The sequence below is a fragment of the Lysobacter silvisoli genome, assembly GCF_003382365.1.
GTDB lineage: Bacteria > Pseudomonadota > Gammaproteobacteria > Xanthomonadales > Xanthomonadaceae > Lysobacter > Lysobacter silvisoli.
Map to the genome: position 1 here is coordinate 247,213 of NZ_QTSU01000001.1, position 19,496 is coordinate 266,708.

Genomic DNA, 19,496 nt, shown 5'->3' on the forward strand with positions numbered 1-19,496 from the left:
CGGGCGCGAGTTCGCCCCTGCGCTCGGGCACAATGGCGCGCAGCTTCGTTCAACGCATGCGCCGGCTGCGCGCAACAGGGGGTTCCCGGCTATGAAGACGATCGCATGGCGCATCGCGCCGCTGTTGCTGGTCCTGCCCTTGCAGGCGATGGCCGCCAGCGCCTCGGAGTACGACCGGCTCTACGGCGCCTGTGTCGACAAGCACGGCCCGATCAACAATGCCGTGGTCGAGGCCTGCTCCGGCGAGGTCTCGGATCGGGCCAAGGCCGAGATCACGCGCCAGTACAAGGCCATCCATGCGCGCCTGAGCGAAGCCAATGCGGATGATGCGGCCAAGTTCGAAGCGTCGCAGCAGGCCTGGCTGAAGTACCGCAACGCGCATTGCGAGCTGGCCGGTTCCTACATCGGATCGCCGATGTACGGCTACTGCCCGATGCAGCTCAACGCCGAGCGGGCGCTGCAGCTGCGCGAGCTCAACGGCGAATAGGGCGCTGGGCGTCTATTGGCGCGTGACGACGCGGCGCCGCCGCCGCCACCAATGCAGCGGCAGCCCGGCCACGATCAGCGCCGTGCCCCATAGCAGCGCCTGCGCGCCGATGCCGGCCAGCGCATACAGGCTGTACAGCAAGGCCAGTGCCGCTACCGTGCGGCCGCGCTCGCCGCGCAGCAGCCAGGCCAGGCTGCCGGCCACGTAGGGCAGCAACGTGGCCGCGGTGGACAGCAGGATGGCGAAGGTGAACACCTGCACCAGCGAGCGGCTGTAGTTGGCCAGCACCAGGGCCGATGCCAGCGCCGAGGACAACAGCACCCCGGCCTGCGGCGTGCCGTGCGCGTCCACGCGCGCGAACAGCGCGGGGAACAGGCCGTCGCGGGCCGCCGCCAGCGGCAGCTGCGCCGACAGCAGCACCCAGCCGTTGAGCGCGCCGAAGCAGGACACCGCCGCGGTCAGCGCCAGCAGCGTACCGGCGGTGGGGCCCCAAAGCGCACGCGCGGCGTCGGCCATGGGCGCGGAGGAATTCTGCAGCGTCGATGCCGGCACCGCGTCCAGCACGGCGGTGCAGGCCAGCACCGTGGCGACGCCGGCGACCAGGGTGCCGAGCAGGGTCGCGCGCGGCACCGTGCGCGGCGCATCGCGAACCGCGCCGGCCGGCACCGTCGCCGCTTCCAGGCCCAGCAGCGCCCACAGCGCCAGCGCCGCGGTGGCGTGGGCGACCTGCGGCAGCGGCAGGCCGCTGGGATTGAACGGCGCCTGCGGCCGCGCGTCGCCGGCGAACCACAGTGCGGCCGCGGCGAACAGCAGCAGCGGCAGCAGCTTCAGTGCGGTGGTCAGCAACTGCACCCGGCCGGCTTCGCGCAGTCCGGCCAGATTGATCGCGCTGCAGGCCCACAGCGCCGCCAGCGCGCAGCCGGCCGCGCGCGCGGGGCTGGCGATGGCGGCGGGAAACAGCGCGCCCAGGCTGCCGGCGAAAGCGATCGCGATGGCCGCGTTCGCGCACCAGATCGAAATCCAATAGCTCCAGGCCACCACGAAGCCGGCGCTGTCGCCGAAGGCCGCGCGCGCGTACACATAAGGCCCGCCGCTGTGCGGCCAGCGCGCCGACAGGCGGGCGAAGGTCGCCGCCAGCAGCAGCGCGCCGCACAGGGTCAGCGCCCAGCCGATCAGGCTGGCGCGTCCATAAGGCGCGAGCGAAGACGGCAGCAGGAAAGCGCCGCTGCCGATCATGCTGCCGGCGACCAGGGCTGCGGCCGACCAGAACCCCAGGGGCCGGCCGGCTTCGCTCATGCGCCGCGCGCGGCGGCGTCGCGGTAGGTCGCGCGCAGCAGTTCGTGGAAGTGGTGGACCGCGTTCTCGCGCAGCGGGTTGAGCCGCCCGGCGACGTAGGAACCCGAGGCCAGGCCGCGCTGCACGTCCTCGCAGATGGTCAGGTCTTCCACCTGCACTTCGTCGCTGAAACGCAGGTCGGCTTCGCGCCGCGCCTGCGCCTGCTCCGAGTCGTCGCGGCGGTAGTAGAAGTCGAACACCACCCGGCAGCGGTCCACGCCCAGCGGCACCACCCGGTTGGTCTGCAGCCGGCCGGGCAGGATGTTGAGCATGGTGTTGGGCCACAGCCAGTAGTACAGCGCGTCGCCGTCGCCGTAGAGGCCGTCGCCGCTTTCCAGCGGGCTCCACTGGTAGGAGTACCAGCGCGCGGTTTCGGTCACGTAGCTGCGGTAATCGAGCAGGCGGTTGAGGCCGGGATGGATGTGCGGGACGTGATAGCCCTCCAGGTAGTTGTCGACGTAGACCTTCCAGTTGCAGGCCACGTCGTAGCTTTCCCGGTGGTGATGGCCGTAATCGGCCAGGCCGCGTTCGGCGCCGATGCGCGCATCGATGCCGGCGACGAGTTCGTCGAAGTCCATCGCCGGCACATCGACGCTGGCGAACACCAGGCCCTGCCACACGCGCACGCGCAGCTGCGGCAGGCGCACGTCCTCGGGCGCGAAGTCCGGCGCCTGGCCCATTTCCGGCGCCGAGCGCAGCACGCCGTCCAGGCCGTAGGTCCAGCCGTGGTAGCGGCAGCGCAGCGAGCGCGCGGCCAGGCCGTCGCAGCTGGCGATGGGGCCGGCGCGGTGGCGGCAGACGTTGTGGAACACGCGGATCTCGCCGTCGCCGCCGCGCACCGCGATCACCGGCAGGCCGGCGAAGTCGCCGATCACGTGGTCGCCGGCCTCCTGCAGCTGGCAGACGTGGGCGAGCAGCTGCCAGCCGGGGTCGAACACCGCGCGCCGGTCCAGCGCGGCCATGCCGGCCTGCGCGTAGTAGCGCGCCGGCAGGGCGATGGCGTGGGTCAGCGGCTGCGCGGCCAGTTCGTCGGTCGGGGCGGGGGGCGGCGTCATCGCCGCAGTATCGCGCCAGCGCGGCGGCGGGCGCCAGAAGGGCGCTGAGCGGTGGAAGAACGCGCGGCCGGCGTAAGGGGGACGCCGGCCGCGCGCGGTATCGCCTGCGGGATCAGCCGCAGCAATAGCACTGCAGCGGCTGGCCCGGGCCGCCGGGGCCGAGGTCGCCGCCGAAGCCCTGGCATTCCTGCCGGCAGGCCCAGGCGCTGCAGGCTTCGCTGTCGGCCTGCACGCCGACGCCGTCGCCGGCGACGACCTGGAAGGCGCCGAAGCTCATCGCGGTGGAAAACAGCAAGGCAGCCAGAGCGATGCGCACACTGCGTGTCCGATGCTTCATTTCAACTCTCCTTGGTGGTGGGACCCGCCGCCGACGCCTCCGTGCGCCGCACCGCGGTCAGTACGCCATTGACGCCGTCCTTGGTATTGATCGCGCCCACGCGCGCATAGCGCACGCGGCCGTCGCGTCCGACCACCAGCAGCAGCGGCACGCTGCGCGCGCGGAACAGCATGGCGCTGCGCCGGTCCTGGGTGGCGACGATGGGGAATGCGAAGCCGTGCTCGCGCGCGTAGGCGCCGGCCGCATCGGCCGGATCCAGGGCCACGCCGATGAGTTCGGCGCGGCCGCCGGAGGCGCTGTCGAGCTGGCCGGCGATGGATTTCACCAGCGGCGCGGACGCGCGGCAGTAGGGACAGCCGGTGGTGAAGAAGTACAGCACCTGGTAGTCGGCCGCGGGCTGGCCCAGGGTTCGCGCGGCGCCGTCGAGGGTGGTGGCGGCGATGCGCGGCACGTACATGCCGATGTAGGGCTGGGTAGCGCGCTTGGCCAGCCAGCGCTGGTTCTCGCGCGCGTTGTGCAATTGCCAGCCCAGCGTCACCACCAGGGCGGTGGCCAGCGCGAGGGCGATCAGCAATATCGCCACGGTGCTGCGCGAGGCGGCCCGGCTGTCCTTAGGTGGGGGCGTCGACATGGAGGCGACCGTAGCAGCGCGCGCCGATGCATAACTTGACGAGGCTCACATCGAGGCGATGCGAGCGGTGGCGATGGCGAGCGCTTGCTCGCGCGGCAACGAAGTTTTCGACAGTTTCAAAGTCGGGAAATCGTCGCCGACAGCGACGCCTGCTTTTGGGGTAGGAGCGGCGTAAGCCGCGACCGCGAATCCTCACCTGCGACGAGAGCCACGCGCGCCCCGTGTAGGAGCTGCGCAAGCTGCGACCGCGAATCCGCACCTACGTCGTAACCCTCGTTCCCTCTGCTTCCGCCTTTGCCTGTCTTCCCCCTTTGGAAAAGGGGGATTGAGGGGGATTTGCTTTGGCTGTTGCTCTTGCTTAGGAGCAACAGCAACAGCTTCCGTCCGCAAGCGGCCGGGTCACTTTCTTTTGATAAGCGTCAAAAGAAAGTAACCAAAGAAAAGCGCTTCCCCAGAGCTCCCGTGCGAGAGCGGAGTGGGCGCGGGGATTTTTCGATGGCACATCCTGTGCCAGCGAAAAACGGCGCACATCCTGTGCGCCGCCCTTCGGGTCTTCTATTGGCGCTGCGAGTTCGGTGTCCGAGCGAGGGTCAAGAGCATTCGCGCTTTGCGCTCACCCCCTCACCCTAGCCCTCTCCCGCTAGCGGGAGAGGGGATACATCAGATTCCGCTTGCTGCTTTTAGCCCCTCTCCCGCTTGCGGGAGAGGGGTTGGGGTGAGGGCAGCGCGATACGGGAAGCAAAACGAACAAGGCCGGCTTGCGCCGGCCTTGCTCCAACCGCATGCGGCTGCGCGGAACTCAGCCCTTGCCGGCCGCCGGCTTGGCCGCGACGGCGACCTTTCCATCGGCTTGCCAGCCGCAGGTCTTGCCTTCGTTCTGCTGCTTCAGCCAGGTCTGCAGCGGCGCGAAGTATTCCAGCACCGCCGAGGCGTCCATCTTCTCGCCGCCGGTCAGCTCCTTCAGCGTCTGCTGCCAGGGCTGGCTCTGGCCCTTGCTCAGCATGGCCTGGAAGCGCTTGCCGGCTTCCTTGTTGCCGTAGAAGCTGCACTCGTACAGCGGGCTCTTGTAGCCGGCCGCGTCGCACAGCGACTTGTAGAACTGGAACTGCAGCACGTGCGAGAGGAAGTAGCGGGTGTACGGGGTGTTGCCCGGCACGTGGTACTTCGCGCCCGGGTCGAAGAATTCCTCGCCGCGCGCGCTGGCCGGAGCAACGCCCTGGTACTTGGCCTTGAGCTGCCACCAGGCCTTGTTGTAGTCGGCCGGCTTGATCGAGCCGTCGAACACGCCCCAGCGCCAGCGGTCGATCATCAGGCCGAACGGCAGGAACGAAACCTTGGCCAGGGCCATGCGCATCTGCGCGTTGATCAGCGCTTCCTGGCTCTGCTGCTGGTCGCCGACCAGGCCGATCGACTGCAGGTATTTGGGCGTCATCGCCAGCACGATGGTGTCGCCGATGGCCTCGTGGAAGCCGTCGTGCGCGCCGCCCTGGAACAGCGGCGGCTGCTGGTTGTAGGCCATGTAGTAATAGACATGGCCCAGCTCGTGGTAGATGGTGGTGAAGTCTTCCTCGTTGGGCTTGATGCACATCTTGGTGCGCACGTCGCCGGCCATGTTCATGTCCCAGGCGCTGGCGTGGCAGACCACGTCGCGGTCGCGCGGCTTCACGAACTGGGTCTTGCTCCAGTAGCTCTCCGGCAGCTTGGGCATGCCCAGCGAGACGTAGAAGTCCTGCGCGCGCTCGGTCATCAGCTTGGCCGTGGCGGTGGCCGCGTCGACTTCCAGCTGGGCCTGCTGCTGCGGCTCCTGCGAATCCGGGTTCTTGGCCATCTGCGCGTCCAGCTGCTGCTGGTACTGCGCGGCCAGGGCGCTGGTGATGTCCAGGCTGCCGGCGTCCTTGTACGGCTGCAGGATGTCCCAGAGGTTGCCCCAATCCTGCTGCCACATGTTGCCCATCAGGTGCGCGGGCAGCATGTTGCCGGCGACGTGGCCCTTGTCGGTGCCGTACTTGGCGTCGAGCTGGGTGCGCGCATAGCAGTGGAGCTGTTCGTACAGCGGCTTGACCTGGCCCCACAGGCGGTCGGTCTCGGCGGCGATCTCGGCCGGGCTCATGTCGTAGCCCGAGCGCCACATCTCGCCGGTGTCGGCGTAGCCCATGTCGCGGGCGCCTTCGTTGACCAGTTCGACGAAACGCACGTAGTCCTTGCGCATCGGCTGGGCGATGCTGTGCCAGCCCTGCCAGGCGTCGAGCTGGGCGTCGTAGTCGCGGCTGTTGCGCAGCACTTCTTCCAGGTCGCCGAGCTGGCGGCAGTTCTGCTCGCCTTCGCCCTTGCAGTAGCGGCCGGCGCCGTACATGCCGTCCATCTTGACCGCGATCTTGGTCAGCTCGGCCAGCTTGGCCGGGTCCTTGGGCGCGGGCATCGCGGTCATCAGCTTCAGCAGCTGGATCGAACGCGCGGTTTGCGGCGACATCTGCTGGCCTTCGAAGCGCTTGGACTGCTCGATCCAGCTGTTGAGCTGCTGCAGCCAGCGCTCGTTGTTCTTGGCCGCGATCAGCGCGCTGTCGTCGTTGATGTAGGTCGCCGACAGCCACTGCGCCGAGCTCATCTCGGGGTACAGGGCCTTGTATTCGGCGTTGACGCGGGCGATGAACTCGTCGGCGGTCTCGCCCTTGGGCGCGGTGGTCGCTACCGGGCCGGTGACGGGGGTCGGTTCTTTCTTGCAACCGGCCACGCCGATGACGGCGGCGGCGATGCTGAGCGCGAGCAGGGCGCGTAAGGGCTTCATGAGGCGGTTCTCTCCAGGACGAATGCACCGCGCCGGGGCGCGGGGTGCACCGAGGCTAGAGGCCGATCCGGCGGGGCGCAAGGCCGCAAAGTCGCGGGTGGGGCAGGCTTGGCCGGGTCTGGCGGCAGGCGTTGCGGGTCGGGTCGTGGCGCGGTTTTCGCGCAATGGGCGCGGGCGAGTGGGGCCGCATAACGCAAAGGGTGACGTAGGGCGGCAACGAGCATGCCAATGATATTTATCTATCGTTCATGTTTGGGTGAATTATGGGTGAGGCCTATGCCGGCATCGCCGCGATTCATGCGATCTAATGCCGCTAAGTGACGATAAATTCGGATAAAACTCGCTTAGTTCTCCAAATGCGCAGACCCCTTGCCGCGGCTGAACGCATCCATTACAACCGGACTCAGTCATAAAAGAATCATTTGATTTGTGACCCAAAAGCGGGAAAGGTGACGCTCCGGGACAGGTTCGCGGTGGTCGCCCGGTACGCCACGGAAGGTCTGATTCCGCGCAGGCGCACAGCGCCACGCAGGTCGGGCGGTCCGGCGCCGGGGAGGGCGCCAGGACACGCGGCTACGGTCACCGTGCAAGGGGTTTAGGGAGTGGTGTGAATGCTCGTCGGCGTGCGCCTGGACGGCCGCGTCGAGCCATGGATGCTCGTCCGCGGTCACGGCCGCCGGGCGCGAGGTAGGAGCTGGACCGGTCGCCGGCGGCCAGGGAGGCCGACGGGACGTCAGCGGCGGTGGTGATGGGGGTTGGAGTTATCGGACTCGGCGGCTACGTCTGGACGACGGCAGCCGCAGCGACGGATCGCACGCCGGGGCACGGGCCGCAAGGCCGGGTGCCGGGCGCGGGAACCCATCGGATCGACGTGCCAGGGACGGTATCGAATTCGGGGCTGTAGCGAGCCCCAATGCGCGCGTCCAGCGGACGGGCGTGGCGGCCGCGGGGCCGCCGGGCGGAGGCGCTTGCGGGCGCACCGCGCGGCGGCGTCGCGAACGCCGAACTTTATTCTGTGCTTATGGGTGCAGGCCGGCCGGGTCCGTCTGCCCAGCGTGGGCTGCGCCGCGAGTTCGCGGCTTGGGTCTGCCCTCACCCCAACCCCTCTCCCGCAAGCGGGAGAGGGGCTAAAGCAGCAAGCGGCGTCGGATGCATCCCCTCTCCCGCTTGCGGGAGAGGGTTGGGGTGAGGGGATGAGCGCAGCGAATGCTCTTGATCTTTGCCCGGCCCCCGAACTCGCAGCACCAATAGAAGACCCAAAGGGCGGCGCACAGGACGTGCGCCGTTTTCCGCTCGGGCAGGAGGCCCGATCGGAAAATCCCCGCGCCAACTCCGATCTCGCAAGGGAGCTCTGGGGCAGCGTTTTTCTTTGGTTACTTTCTTTTGACGCTTATCAAAAGAAAGTTACCCGGCCGCTTGCGGACGGAAGCTGTTGCTGTTGCTCCTCAAGCAAGAGCCAAAGCAAATCCCCCTCAATCCCCCTTTTCCAAAGGGGGAAGACAAGCAGGGCGGAAGCAGGGGAAACGAAGGTTGCGGCGTAGGTGTGGATTCGCGGTCGCAGCTTGCGCAGCTCCTACGGGGGCGATCGCGGCGTTCGTCATAGTGGTGGATTTGTGGTCGCGGCTCACGCCGCTCCTACCCCAAGGCGCTAGGGCAGGTCCCACGTCGTCGTTGCGGGTTCGCGGTCGCAGCTTGCGCAGCTCCTACAGGGGTGGGCGCGGCGTTCGTCGTAGCTGTGGGACGCGGTCGCGGCTTACGCCGCTCCTACCCCAAGGCGCTAGAGCAGGTCCCACGTCGTAGTTGCGGGGTCGCGGTCGCACATGGCGCCGTTCCTACGGGGGGCGGCGCAGGTCGGTTAGGGCAGGCGCAGGCTGCGCGCGGCGGCGTCGGCCAGGCCGCGGTCGTGCAGCCATTGCCAGGCGCTGTCGGCGTCGGATTCGACGTAGGCGCGGGCCGAGCCCAGGCGGAAGGTGTAGCCCCAGGCGTCCATGTCCGCGTACACGCGTTCGCGGCCCACGCCGGGCAGGGCATCGCCGAGCAGGCATTGCAGCACGCACACCGCGTCCTCTTCCTCGACCGAATCGGTGGCGTCGGTGTGCACCGCCGCGCGGCGCTCGTCGGGCAATACGATCAGGTGCGCGGCCTCGTGCAGCAGCGAATGCAGCGGCGTGTCGCCGCGCGCATACACCGTGCTGCCGATCAGTCCGGCCTCGCTGTCGCCCCAGTAACTGCCGGGAATCGGCTCGCCGTCGGCCACGCGCGCCAGCGCCAGCCCGTAGCGGGCGAGCAGCGCCGCGACCGCGGCATGATCGATGTCGGCCAGGGTGAGCATGGGAGGAGCTGGAGATGGAAGATAGGAAATAGGAGTTAGCGAGAGCGGCTTTCGCTAGCTCCTAACTCCTGACCGCTAACTCCTGAGCCCCACGCCTCAAGCCGGACTGGGGCGGTCCGGCAGGGCCACGGAAATATCGAGCACGTCGTGCTCGCCTTCCTTGACCACGTCCACCTTGACCGCTTCCACGTCGACGTTGACGTACTTGCGGATCACCTCGAGCAGCTCGCGCTGCAGCATCGGCAGGTACTCCGGGCCGCCGCGGCCGGCGCGCTCGTGGGCGACGATGATGCGCAGACGGTCCTTGGCCACCGCCGCGGTCTGCTTCTTGGCCAGCAGGAAGTCGAACAGTCCCATGCTCAGCCTCCGAAGATCTTGCTGAAGAAGCCCTTCTTTTCCACCTGCGTGAAGCGCATCGGGCGGGTGTCGCCGAGCAGCCGCGCGACCGCGTCGTCGTAGGCCTGGGCGGCGTCGGACTCGGTTTCCAGGATCACCGGCTCGCCCTTGTTGGAGGCGTTGAGCACATCGCTGGATTCGGGGATCACGCCCACGGTCTTCAGGCCCAGGATTTCCTCGACGTCGCCGATGCTGAGCATCTCGCCGGTTTCCACGCGCTTGGGGCTGTAGCGGGTCAGCAGCAGATGTTCCTTGACGCGCTCGCCGTTCTCGGCGCGGCGGGTCTTGGACGCCAGCAGGCCCAGGATGCGGTCGGAGTCGCGCACCGAGGACACTTCCGGGTTCACCACCACGATCGCCTGGTCGGCGAAGTACATGGCCAGGAACGCGCCCTTCTCGATGCCGGCCGGGGAATCGCACACGATGTAGTCGAAGCCGTCGGCGGCCAGGTCTTCGAGCACCTTCTGCACGCCTTCCTTGGTCAGCGCGTCCTTGTCGCGGGTCTGCGAGGCAGCCAGCACGTACAGGTTTTCGAAGCGCTTGTCCTTGATCAGCGACTGCTTGAGCGTGGCTTCGCCGTTGACGACGTTGACGAAGTCGTACACCACACGGCGTTCGCAACCCATGATCAGGTCCAGGTTGCGCAAGCCGACGTCGAAGTCGATGACGGCGACCTTGTGGCCGCGGCGTGCGAGCCCGCAGGCGACGCTGGCGCTGGTGGTGGTCTTGCCGACGCCGCCCTTGCCCGAGGTGACTACGATGATTTCGGCCAAGTTGTGTTCCTCCTAAAGAGCGGCCCTCACTCCAGGGCCGCGATCATGATCTGTTCGTCTTCGAGCCAGACCTGCACGGCCTTGCCGCGCAGGGTCTTGGGGATGTCTTCCAGCACTTTGTAGTGGCCGGCGATGGCCACGAGTTCGGCATGGAACTCGCGGCAGAAAATGCGCGCCTGGGCATTGCCCTGGGCACCGGCCAGCGCGCGTCCGCGCAGCGGGCCGTAGATGTGCACCGAGCCGTCGGCGATCACCTCGGCGCCGGCGCCGACCGCGGTCAGCACGGTCAGGTCGCGGTTGTCGGCGTAGATCTGCTGGCCCGAGCGCACCGGCGCGGACTGGATCAGGCCGGGCGAGGCGGTTTTGGCGGGCGCGGCGGCCGCGGCCGGTGCGGGCGCTTCCCGGCGCGGCGCGGCGGCGGGCGCCGGCGGCGCTTCGTCGTCGCGTTCGTACTGGGCGCGGAACTTGGCCAGCAGGGGCAGGCCCAGGGCCTCGGCCAGGCGTTCGGTCTCGCTGCTGCCGTAGGCCAGCGCCACCGGCAGCACGCCGGCTTCGCGCAGGCCGTCGATCAGGGCCTGGGCGACGTTGGCGTCGGGCGTGCGGCTGAGGCCGCCGAAGTCGATGACCACCGCGGCGCGCGCGAACAGCTTGGGCGCGCGCTGCACGCGGCCGCGCATTTCCTCGACCAGACGCGGCACGTCCAGGCTGCGCACGCGCAGGTTGGCGATGCCGACCTGGCCGATCTTGAGTTCGCCCGCCTGTTCGTAATCCACCGCCACGCTCACGGGCAGGTACCCGTCGGGCGCGGCGCCAGCGTGCCGTGCGCGGGCGTGGCCACGCGCGGACGCGCGAGCCAGGGCTCGTCGGGCAGGCGCTCGCCGTAGGTGTCGCGCACCCAGGGGTAGCTGCACAGCGGTTTCATCAGCATGGCCGCGCGCACGTCGGCCTCGGCCATCACGTGCTGGCCCACTTCGCGGAAGCCGAAGCTGCCGTGGAACAGCAGCGCCGGATCGTTGCCGCCTTCCAGGAACACCTCGCAGGCCAGCTGCGGATAGCGCAGCTCGGCATAGCTCTGGGCGTCGGCATAGAACGCGCGGCCCACGCCGCCGCCGCGGCGGCGGCTGGCGACCACGATGCGGTCGATATAGAAGAAGTCGGGATAGCGCTCGCGGAACCAGCGGAAATTGCTGCTGTCGTGCTCGCAATGGCTGCCCAGGCCGATCAGGAAACCGGCCATGGTGCCGTCGCGCTCGGCGACGCGGAAATATTCGGCGCTGTCGTAGAAGTGGCGCAGTCGCGCCGCATCCAACGGCAGGATCGCAGGGCCCGCGGCGTTGTTCAGTGCAAGGACGGAATCCAGCTCGTGCTCGCGCACGTCGCGGACGACGATCGACATTCCGGGCTCCAATATTCGCAAACCGGCCACGAAATCGGTGGCCGGCATCGCCGATTATCGCATGGACGCCCCCGCCGGGCGACCGGCCAAAAACCGCCGCGCTGGACCGCTCGGGGGCGCAGGCCGCGGCGTTGCGCCGGGTCCGCCGGTGCGGGGATCGGGCAAGACCAGGACGGATTTGTCCAGGTTCGGCAAAGCGCCCGGCCAGGGGCCATGACTTTCGGACGGCTCCGGTGGCCCGGTGCAGCCGTTAGCATGCGTTCATGCTGGCGCGCCTCACCCATACCCGACTGCTGCGTTACGCGGGCCTGTTCACCTGGGCGCTGCTGGGCTGCTGGCTGCTGTCGATCTGGCTGGATCCGAGCTATTTCCAGCTCGAGCCCGGCCAGTCGCCGATGCCGGTCTACCTGCAGGTGCTGCGCTGGGTCGCGGTCTACCTGACCTTCGGCGTGGTCTATTGGTGGATCACCCGCTCGCTGGGCGAGCGCCAGACCGGCGCCTTCGACCATCTGCTGCTGCTGGTGCTGACCGGCTGCGCGATCGGCGTCAGCTACTACTCCAACACCGGCCTGGGCAGCGTGCTGTTCATGGTCATCGCCGGCCTGCTGCCGTGGATGCTGCCGCTGCGGGTGGGCATCGTCTGGCTGCTGGTGGGCAACCTGGCGATCACCCCGGTGTTCGTGCAGGCGCTGGACATACCGCCGCTGGTGGCGGTGCTGCAGTCGCTGCTGTACATGGGCTTTTCCAGCTTCGTGTTCGTGACCGCGCTGGTGGCGCTGCAGCAGACCCAGGCGCGCGAGGAGCAGCGCCGGCTCAACGCCGAACTGCGCGCCACCCGCGCGCTGCTGGCCGAGAGCGCGCGCATCAACGAGCGCACCCGCATCTCGCGCGAGCTGCACGACCTGCTCGGCCATCACCTGACCGCGCTGAGCCTGAACCTGGAGGTGGCCGGCCACCTCTCCGACGGCCGCGCCAAGGAGCACGTGCAGCAGGCCCACACCCTGGCCCGGCTGCTGCTGACCGACGTGCGCGAGGCGGTGAGCCAGCTGCGCGAGAACGGCGCCATCGACCTGGGCGTGGCCCTGCGCCCGCTGGCCGAGAACGTGCCGGCGCTGGACATCCGCATGGACATCGAGTCGCCGCTGACCCTGGACGACCCCGAGCGCGCCCACGTGCTGATGCGCTGCACCCAGGAAATCATCACCAACGCCGTGCGCCACGCCGGCGCGCGCCATCTCGAGATCCAGATCCGGCGCGACCGCGACTGCATCGTGATGGACGCGCGCGACGACGGCCGCGGCGCCGACAATCCCGTCTCCGGCAATGGACTGCGCGGCATGCGCGAGCGTCTGGTCCAGCACGGCGGCGATCTTCGTATCGAAACCCGGCCGGACGCGGGCTTTTGCCTGCACCTCACCCTGCCGGCCTCGGCGGCCGCGGCCGCCGCTTGTGAAGGAGTCACCGCATGACCCCCAGCTCCGACAATTCCCCGCCCGGCAAGGCGATCCGCGTGTTGCTGGTCGACGACCAGACCCTGGTGCGCCAGGGCGTGCGCTCGCTGCTGGCCCTGGCCGAAGGCATCGAAGTGGTGGCCGAGGCCGGCGACGGCCGCCAGGCCGTAGAAATCGTGCCGCAGGTGCGCCCGGACGTGGTGCTGATGGACATGCGCATGCCGGTGATGTCCGGCCTGGAAGCGCTGCAGGCGCTGGCCCGCGCCGGCAACCTGCCGCCGACCATCATCCTGACCACCTTCGACGACGATCAGCTGGTGCTGGCCGGGCTCAAGGCCGGCGCCAAGGGCTATCTGCTCAAGGACGTGTCGCTGGAGCAACTGGTGGGCGCGATCCAGACCGTGGCCGACGGCGGCTCGCTGGTGCAGCCGGCGGTGACCCAGCGGCTGCTGTCGGGCCTGGAGCACATGCGCAACGATTTCGTCAGCCTGGACCGCCCGGACCCGCTGACCGAGCGCGAGACCGAGATCCTGCGGCTCATGGCCGGCGGCTTCTCCAACAAGGAGATCGCCAATTCGCTGGGCGTGGCCGAGGGCACGATCAAGAACCACGTGTCCAACATCCTGTCCAAGCTCGGCGTGCGCGACCGCACCCGCGCGGTGCTCAAGGCTTTCGAGCTGCAGCTGGTCTGAGCCTGGCCGGCCTGGCGCCGCGCGCCGGGCCGCGACCTGCTCGCGGCAGGGGGGCGATTGGCGCGCGGCGCAGGTCCGTGTGCCGGTCCTTGTGCTCGTCATTCCCGCGTTCGCGGGAACGACGGTTTGGACTTTCGCGGGGCAGGGCTGCGCCATGGGCCCGAATTGCGATTTTCCCCGCGCTGCCGCCCATGCCCGGTCCTCCGAACCGGCCCGTATGTGCCGCAAAGCCTTATGCGGCGGGCGTCTGCGCCCCTCCGAGCCCCGGCGCTTGCCACGATAAGTCGGTTGCGCGGGATGACTGCCCGGACCGCGGCTTCCTTGATACGATTGTGGGTCTGCGCCCCGGCCCGACCCGGGTCCCGGCCCTGGAGAAACCTGAATGACCCGTCTTATCGAGTTTTTGATTTCCTTGGCGATCGTCGCCGTGCTGTTCCTGATCGTCGGCGTGGTCCTGCCGTCGAGCCGCCACCTGTCGCACTCGGTGGAGACCAACCGCAAGATGACGATCGTGTTCGACACCTTGAACAGCCTGCAGCGGTTCAAGGATTGGAATCCGCTGGTCATGAAGGACCCCAACATGCAGCTCAAGCTCGTCGGCCCGACCTCGGGCGTCGGCGCGCGTCTTGAGTACTCGTCCAAGGAAAAGAGCCTGGGCGACGGCAGCTGGGAGATCACCGCGTCCGAGCCGGGCAAGCGCGTGGCCTACAAGATCGACGACGTGATGCGCGGCAGCAACAAGCGCACCGAGTTCACCCTGCGTCCGACCGGCCGCAACAACCGCAACGTCCAGGTCACCCAGACCTACGACGTCGAATACGGCTGGAACATGCTGGGCCGCTACTCCGGCCTGTACGTGAGCAGCAGCGTGGGCGAGGACATCAAGCTCGGCCTGGCGCGCCTGTCGACCATGCTGGCTTCGGTGCCGAACTACGACTACGCCGAGCTGAGCAAGGACAACCCGGCCAACGCGCCGAAGTTCGTCCAGCGCGACGCCGAGAACCTGCTGATCGTCACCGCCGCCGTGGACCGCGACAACGCCAAGGTCCAGGGCCAGATGAACAGCAACATGGAGTGGATCAAGAAGGTGATGGCCGCCAACGGCCTGGAAGCCGCCGGTCCGATGCGCATCATCACCAACGAGTTCGGCGCCGAGACCTATTCGTTCGACGTCGCCCAGCCGGTGCGCAAGATCGGCGCGACCGGTCCGGCCACCGAACTGCAGGTCAAGCTCGAGGGCCCGGTCAAGGCCGTGTTCCTGGGCCCGGCCAAGGTCGCCACGGTGCCGTTCAAGGGCCACATGGCCAACCTGCCGAAGGTCCGCGACGCGCTGCGCGCCTGGTCGATGACCCAGGGCACCGAGACCATCGACCGCCCGTACGAAACCTGGAAGGCCGGCGTCGAGAAGGGCTTCACGGAAGAGGGCGACTACGACGTGTACTGGACCATCAAGCAGTAAGCCGTCCAGACAGGATCGTTACGAAACGCGCCGCGGATTCCGCGGCGCGTTTTTTTTTGCGCATCGCAAGAAGGCCGAGGCAATCGCGGCTCACGCCGCTCCCACAGCGGCCGACCGGCAAGACCGGTGTGGGAGCGGCGTGAGCCGCGATTCGAGCGCCGGCGAAATCCCGCGACCGGCGCTTGCGGCGCGCGGCGCGCCTGTTATCGTGCGGCCACGCACGATCGGACCCGACCATGACGCCGCTTTCCCCGAATCCTCCCGCCGCGCGCGCATTGGCCGTCGCCGGCGCGATCCTGGCCGCCGCCGCGGTGGCGCTGTCGGCGTACGCCGCGCACGTGGCCGACGCGCTCGCGCAGTCGCGCCTGCAGACCGCCGCGGTGTTCGCCTTCGGCCACGGCGTGGCCCTGGCCGCGCTGGCGCCGCAGGCCGCGCGGCGGTTGGCGCGCGTCGCCCTGATCGGCCTGCTGCTGGGCGTGCTGCTGTTCTCCGGCGGATTGGCTTCGGCCCATTTCTTCGCCACCTCCACCCGCCTGCTGCCTTACGGCGGCAGCCTGATGATCCTGTCGTGGCTGCTGTACGCGGCCGCCGCGGCGAGGCGCTGAGCATGCCGCGCCACGCCCGCGGCTTCGACACCCAGGCCGCCTACGTGCACCTGAGCCAGCGCGACCGCAAGCTGGGCGCATGGATGAAGAAGATCGGCCGGATCGCGCCCGATCCGCGCTGGCGCAAGTCCTTCGACCCGGTGGACGCGCTGGCGCGCGCGATCCTGTACCAGCAGCTCAGCGGCAAGGCCGCGGCCACCATCGTCGGCCGGGTCGAGACCGCCATCGCCAGCGACCGTTTCCACTGCGACACCCTGGCGCGCTGCGACGACGCCACGATCCGCGCCTGCGGCGTGTCCGGCAACAAGCTGCTGGCGCTGCGCGACCTGGCCGCGCGCGAGTCGCGCGGCGAGATCCCCGACCTGCGCCGCATGAGCACGATGGACAACGACGCGATCATCGCCGCGCTGGTGCCGGTGCGCGGCATCGGCCGCTGGACCGTGGAGATGATGCTGATGTTCCGCCTGGGCCGCGCCGATGTGCTGCCGGTGGACGACCTGGGCATCCGCAAGGGCGCGCAGGCGGTGGACCGGCTGGAGGAAATGCCCGCACCCAAAGTGTTGGCCGAAACCGGCGAGCGCTGGGGGCCGTACCGCACCTACGCGAGCCTGTACCTGTGGAAGATCGCGGATTGGGCGGGCGCGGCGAAGAGCGAGACCAAGCGTTCGCAGGATTGAGCGACTGCGGTTAGCCCTACGTTCGGCGCAGGCATCGAGATCAACGACAGCGTCGTTCCCGTCTCATGACGTTTGCGCCGCCGGCAGCGGCTCCGGTGCGGTCGGTGCGTGCGGATCGGTGCGCGCGCCGAAGCGCGGCTTCAGGCGCAGCGCCGGGCGTTCGACCAGGTACCACGACAGCGCCGCCAGCGCGCCGGCCAGCGCGGTGGCCCAGGCTACGTTCGCCAGCGGGCCGGTGCCGGGCGCGAGGTATTGCACCAGTTGCTGCGCCGGCCAGCCGTAGAGGTACAGACCGTACGACAGGTCGGTGTGGCGGATCTGCGGCAGCTTGGGCACGAAGGCCAGGAACAAGGTGGTGTAGCTGAGCGCGGCGAAGTAGGCCAGGAAGTAGTAGGGCCGGTCGCGCATCAGCGCCGCCACCGCCAGCAACAGGCCCAGCAGCCACCAGCGCAGCGGCACGCGCTGGCGGTTGTGCCAGGCCAGGCTGCCGACCAGGAAGTAAGCGGTGCAGTAGAGGAAGTTCGACTTCTCCGGGGTGAGTTCCTTGCCGCCGTAGGACACCACGCCGGCGATCAGCAGGATCACGCACACCAGGTTGAAGCGCAGCGGGGTGAACAGCCGCAGCAGCGCGAACAGGGCCAGCCACAGGTACAGCCGCACTTCGATCGGCAGCGACCACAGCGAGCCGTTGATCGCCTGGCTGGGCTGGCCTTCGAACATGCCCGGCAGGAAGTACTGGGTGTTGCGGCTGAGCAGGGCGTTGGCCTTGAGGTATTTCCAGGTCTGCGGCGAGTTCCAGTAGTCGGCGGCGGTGGTCAGCAGCGGTCCGAGCACGAACACCGACAGCAGCACGCACACCAGCAGGGCAGGGAAGATGCGCAGCGCGCGCGCGGCCAGGTAGGCGGGCAGGCGGTTGCGCTCCAGGCTGGCGGCGATCAGGAAGCCGCTGATGACGAAGAACATGTCCACGGCGATGCCGCCGGCGAACTTGATGTGCACCAGCTGCAGCAACAGGTCCTGTTCGCCGCTGCCGGTGATGGGGTAGGCATGGCCGTAGATCACCAGCCAGGCGGCGATCAGGCGGATCAGGTTGAAGTTGTTGCGGCTTTGGGCGTGGCCGTTGGCGAGGGTACGCGGGGTCATGGCGGGCATTGTGCCCGTTTCCCGCGCAGTTGCCCCAAGCGCCCGCCTTGGGCTAGGAGCGGCGTCGGCCGCGACCGCGATCTTCATCCACCACGAAAGCCACGCCCACCCCTGTAGGAGCTGCGCAAGCTGCGACCGCGAACCCGCAACTACGACGAATGCTGCGGTCTGTGTGGGATGCGCTTTCTGTAGGAGCGGCGTGAGACGCGATCCGCTCCGAACTCGCGAAGGTGTTTGGGTGTGTTGGTCGAAGCAACAGCAACAGCTTCCGTCCGCAAGCGGCCGGGTCACTTTCTTTTGATAAGCGTCAAAAGAAAGTAACCAAAGAAAAACGCTTCCCCAGAGCTTCCCTGCGAGATCGGAGCGTGCGCCGGGATTTTTCGATGGCACATCCCTGTGCCAGCGGAAAACGGCGCACCTCCTGTGCGCCGCCCTACGGGTCTACGATTCGGACTGCGAGTTCGATGCCCGAGCGAGGATCAAGAGCATTCGCGCGCTGCGCTCATCCCCTCACCCTAGCCCTCTCCCGCAGGCGGGAGAGGGAACACATCCGACGCCGCCGCTCGTGCTTTTAGCCCCTCTCCCGCTTGCGGGAGAGGGGTTGGGGTGGCGCGCGGGGCCGCAAGTCGCGGCGCGCGTGCGCAGCGATGGCGCGCATCAACCCCCGCCCAAGTCCACCCACACCAAATGATGGTCGCTGCCATCGGCGATCGCCGCGTCGGCGCTCTCGCGCGCCGGCCAGAACACTCCGGAGTCGCGCAAGCGCAGGTTGCGCGAGGGCAGCACGTAGTCCAGGCGCAGGGTGCCGGCCTTGGGGCCGAAGTCGCCGGTGTGGGTGGCGGTGTCGCCGCGGCGGGGCAGGCCGTAGTCGGCCGCGCGCTGCGGCGCGCCGGCGCTGCGCGGGGCCGGCGCGTCGTTCACGCGCGGGTGCTGCAGCAGTTGCGCGATCGCGCCTGGCGCGCCGTCGCCGTCGACCGGATCGGCGTTCATGTCGCCCAGGATCACGAAGGCGGCGTCGGCGGCCAGGCCGCCGCAGCGGCCGGCGTCGTCGCACAGCCAGGGGCGTTCGCCGGCCGAGAGATACTCGGCCCACAGGCGGATCTCGTCGTGGTTGCGCGCGCCGTTGCGGTCTTCGGGGCCGTCGAACACCGGCGGCGTGGGATGCGAGACCAGCATGTGGACCACGCCCAGCGGCGTGCGCACCGGCACGTCCCAATGCGACTTGGACGACAGCCGCAGCTGCGACCACACCGCCGGCGGATACCAGGCCGCGCCGCTGGCCGGGTCTTGCTTGCTAGGAGCGCGCGGTACGCGCGCGCCGGGCAGGGCGCTCCATTTGAACTGCTGGAAGCTGCGCACCTGCGCCGCGTCGATGGGGTAGCGCGACAGCAGCAACATGCCGTACTGGCCCGGGTGCAGGCCGTACCCCCAGGCGTCGTTGCCGCGCGCGCGGCCTTCGCCGCCGACGCGTCCGTCGCGGTCCAGGTCCAGGCCGCTGGGCACGCCGGTGTTGACCGGGGCGTAGTAGCGATACGCGTAACGCAGCGGTTCGCCGCCGTGCTGCGGCACGTCCAGATAGCGGCGTTGGAACAGTTCGGCGGCGCGGCCGTCGGCGTCGTAATCGAATTCGTTGAGCAGCACCACGTCCGGGCGCACGCGCTGCAGCACCGCGGCGATCTTGCGCGCGCCGTCGTCCCCGGCTTCCAGGCGCCGGATCAGGCCCTGGTCGGCGTCGTCGTACAGCGAAGTGTTGTAGGTGGCGATGCGCACGGGAGTATCGGCGGCGAGCGCGGCCGGATCGCCGTGCACCTGCACGCGCACGCAGGCGGTGAGGGCGAGCAGCGCGGTGGCCAGCAAGGTCAGGGAGGTTCGCATCGCGCGATGATCGCATGCGCGAGTGACAGGCCGCGCAAACGAAAACGCCCCGGCGGACCGGGGCGTC

The 19,496-nt window shown here is 68.9% G+C and carries 18 protein-coding genes; 6 read left to right on the top strand and 12 right to left on the bottom strand.

Translation table 11 applies throughout. The features are described from left to right. Window positions 1-91 precede the first annotated feature (91 nt). On the top strand, window positions 92-487 hold the full coding sequence (locus tag DX914_RS01155) for a lysozyme inhibitor LprI family protein (protein WP_196778798.1): 396 nt from the start codon (window positions 92-94) through the stop codon (window positions 485-487). Window positions 488-499: 12 nt separating this feature from the next. On the opposite strand, the gene DX914_RS01160 is transcribed toward DX914_RS01155, so the two are convergent. The 10 genes from DX914_RS01160 to DX914_RS01205 all read right to left on the bottom strand — a co-directional run bounded on the left by DX914_RS01160 (window position 500) and on the right by DX914_RS01205 (window position 11,527). Then, complete coding sequence (locus DX914_RS01160; RefSeq protein WP_115857253.1) at window positions 500-1,783, bottom strand: amino acid permease; 1,284 nt, start codon at window positions 1,781-1,783, stop codon at window positions 500-502. Further along, window positions 1,780-2,877, bottom strand: coding sequence for an aromatic ring-hydroxylating oxygenase subunit alpha (locus DX914_RS01165; RefSeq protein WP_196778799.1), 1,098 nt, complete (start codon window positions 2,875-2,877; stop codon window positions 1,780-1,782). Before DX914_RS01165 ends, DX914_RS01160 begins: the two co-directional genes overlap by 4 nt. 112 nt (window positions 2,878-2,989) lie before the next feature. Continuing rightward, the gene (locus DX914_RS01170; RefSeq protein WP_196778800.1) at window positions 2,990-3,214 is read right to left on the bottom strand and encodes a hypothetical protein; all 225 of its coding nucleotides are present in this window, start codon (window positions 3,212-3,214) and stop codon (window positions 2,990-2,992) included. A 1-nt stretch (window position 3,215) separates the two neighbouring features. After that, complete coding sequence (locus tag DX914_RS01175) at window positions 3,216-3,845, bottom strand: peroxiredoxin family protein (RefSeq protein ID WP_231118094.1); 630 nt, start codon at window positions 3,843-3,845, stop codon at window positions 3,216-3,218. Window positions 3,846-4,644: 799 nt separating this feature from the next. Beyond that, a complete protein-coding gene (locus tag DX914_RS01180; protein ID WP_115857254.1) occupies window positions 4,645-6,630 on the bottom strand; it encodes a M2 family metallopeptidase in 1,986 nt (661 codons plus the stop codon). Window positions 6,631-8,485: 1,855 nt separating this feature from the next. Further along, window positions 8,486-8,962 carry a hypothetical protein gene (locus tag DX914_RS01185; protein ID WP_115857255.1) on the bottom strand — a complete coding sequence of 159 codons (477 nt, stop codon included), beginning with the start codon at window positions 8,960-8,962 and terminating at the stop codon, window positions 8,486-8,488. A gap of 96 nt (window positions 8,963-9,058) precedes the next feature. After that, a complete protein-coding gene (gene minE, locus DX914_RS01190; RefSeq protein ID WP_115857256.1) occupies window positions 9,059-9,319 on the bottom strand; it encodes a cell division topological specificity factor MinE in 261 nt (86 codons plus the stop codon). Between the two features lie 2 nt (window positions 9,320-9,321). Next, window positions 9,322-10,131, bottom strand: coding sequence for a septum site-determining protein MinD (minD, locus tag DX914_RS01195; RefSeq protein ID WP_115857257.1), 810 nt, complete (start codon window positions 10,129-10,131; stop codon window positions 9,322-9,324). A gap of 26 nt (window positions 10,132-10,157) precedes the next feature. Beyond that, entirely contained in the window at window positions 10,158-10,916 is a 759-nt protein-coding gene (gene minC, locus DX914_RS01200; RefSeq protein WP_231118095.1) for a septum site-determining protein MinC, read from the bottom strand. Next, window positions 10,913-11,527 (bottom strand): GNAT family N-acetyltransferase, encoded by a 615-nt coding sequence (locus tag DX914_RS01205; RefSeq protein WP_115857258.1) that lies wholly within the window; start codon window positions 11,525-11,527, stop codon window positions 10,913-10,915. The genes minC and DX914_RS01205 overlap by 4 nt, the downstream gene beginning before the upstream one ends. 263 nt (window positions 11,528-11,790) lie before the next feature. Between DX914_RS01205 and DX914_RS01210 the strand changes: the two genes are divergently transcribed. The 5 genes from DX914_RS01210 to DX914_RS01230 all read left to right on the top strand — a co-directional run bounded on the left by DX914_RS01210 (window position 11,791) and on the right by DX914_RS01230 (window position 16,411). Next, window positions 11,791-12,996 carry a sensor histidine kinase gene (locus DX914_RS01210; protein WP_115857259.1) on the top strand — a complete coding sequence of 402 codons (1,206 nt, stop codon included), beginning with the start codon at window positions 11,791-11,793 and terminating at the stop codon, window positions 12,994-12,996. Next, the gene (locus tag DX914_RS01215) at window positions 12,993-13,670 is read left to right on the top strand and encodes a response regulator (protein ID WP_115857260.1); all 678 of its coding nucleotides are present in this window, start codon (window positions 12,993-12,995) and stop codon (window positions 13,668-13,670) included. The genes DX914_RS01210 and DX914_RS01215 overlap by 4 nt, the downstream gene beginning before the upstream one ends. Before the next feature lie 382 nt (window positions 13,671-14,052). Further along, entirely contained in the window at window positions 14,053-15,129 is a 1,077-nt protein-coding gene (locus DX914_RS01220; RefSeq protein WP_115857261.1) for a polyketide cyclase, read from the top strand. A gap of 236 nt (window positions 15,130-15,365) precedes the next feature. Next, entirely contained in the window at window positions 15,366-15,734 is a 369-nt protein-coding gene (locus tag DX914_RS01225) for a DUF423 domain-containing protein (RefSeq protein ID WP_115857262.1), read from the top strand. 2 nt (window positions 15,735-15,736) lie between these two features. Further along, window positions 15,737-16,411, top strand: a complete 675-nt coding sequence (locus tag DX914_RS01230; protein WP_115859084.1) for a DNA-3-methyladenine glycosylase family protein — start codon at window positions 15,737-15,739, stop codon at window positions 16,409-16,411. 63 nt (window positions 16,412-16,474) lie between these two features. Here DX914_RS01230 and DX914_RS01235 read toward each other — a convergent pair whose 3' ends face one another. Together DX914_RS01235 and DX914_RS01240 are read right to left on the bottom strand one after the other, a co-directional pair. After that, entirely contained in the window at window positions 16,475-17,554 is a 1,080-nt protein-coding gene (locus DX914_RS01235) for an acyltransferase family protein (RefSeq protein ID WP_158549168.1), read from the bottom strand. A 657-nt stretch (window positions 17,555-18,211) separates the two neighbouring features. Continuing rightward, complete coding sequence (locus tag DX914_RS01240; RefSeq protein ID WP_115857264.1) at window positions 18,212-19,429, bottom strand: endonuclease/exonuclease/phosphatase family protein; 1,218 nt, start codon at window positions 19,427-19,429, stop codon at window positions 18,212-18,214. Window positions 19,430-19,496 lie beyond the last annotated feature (67 nt).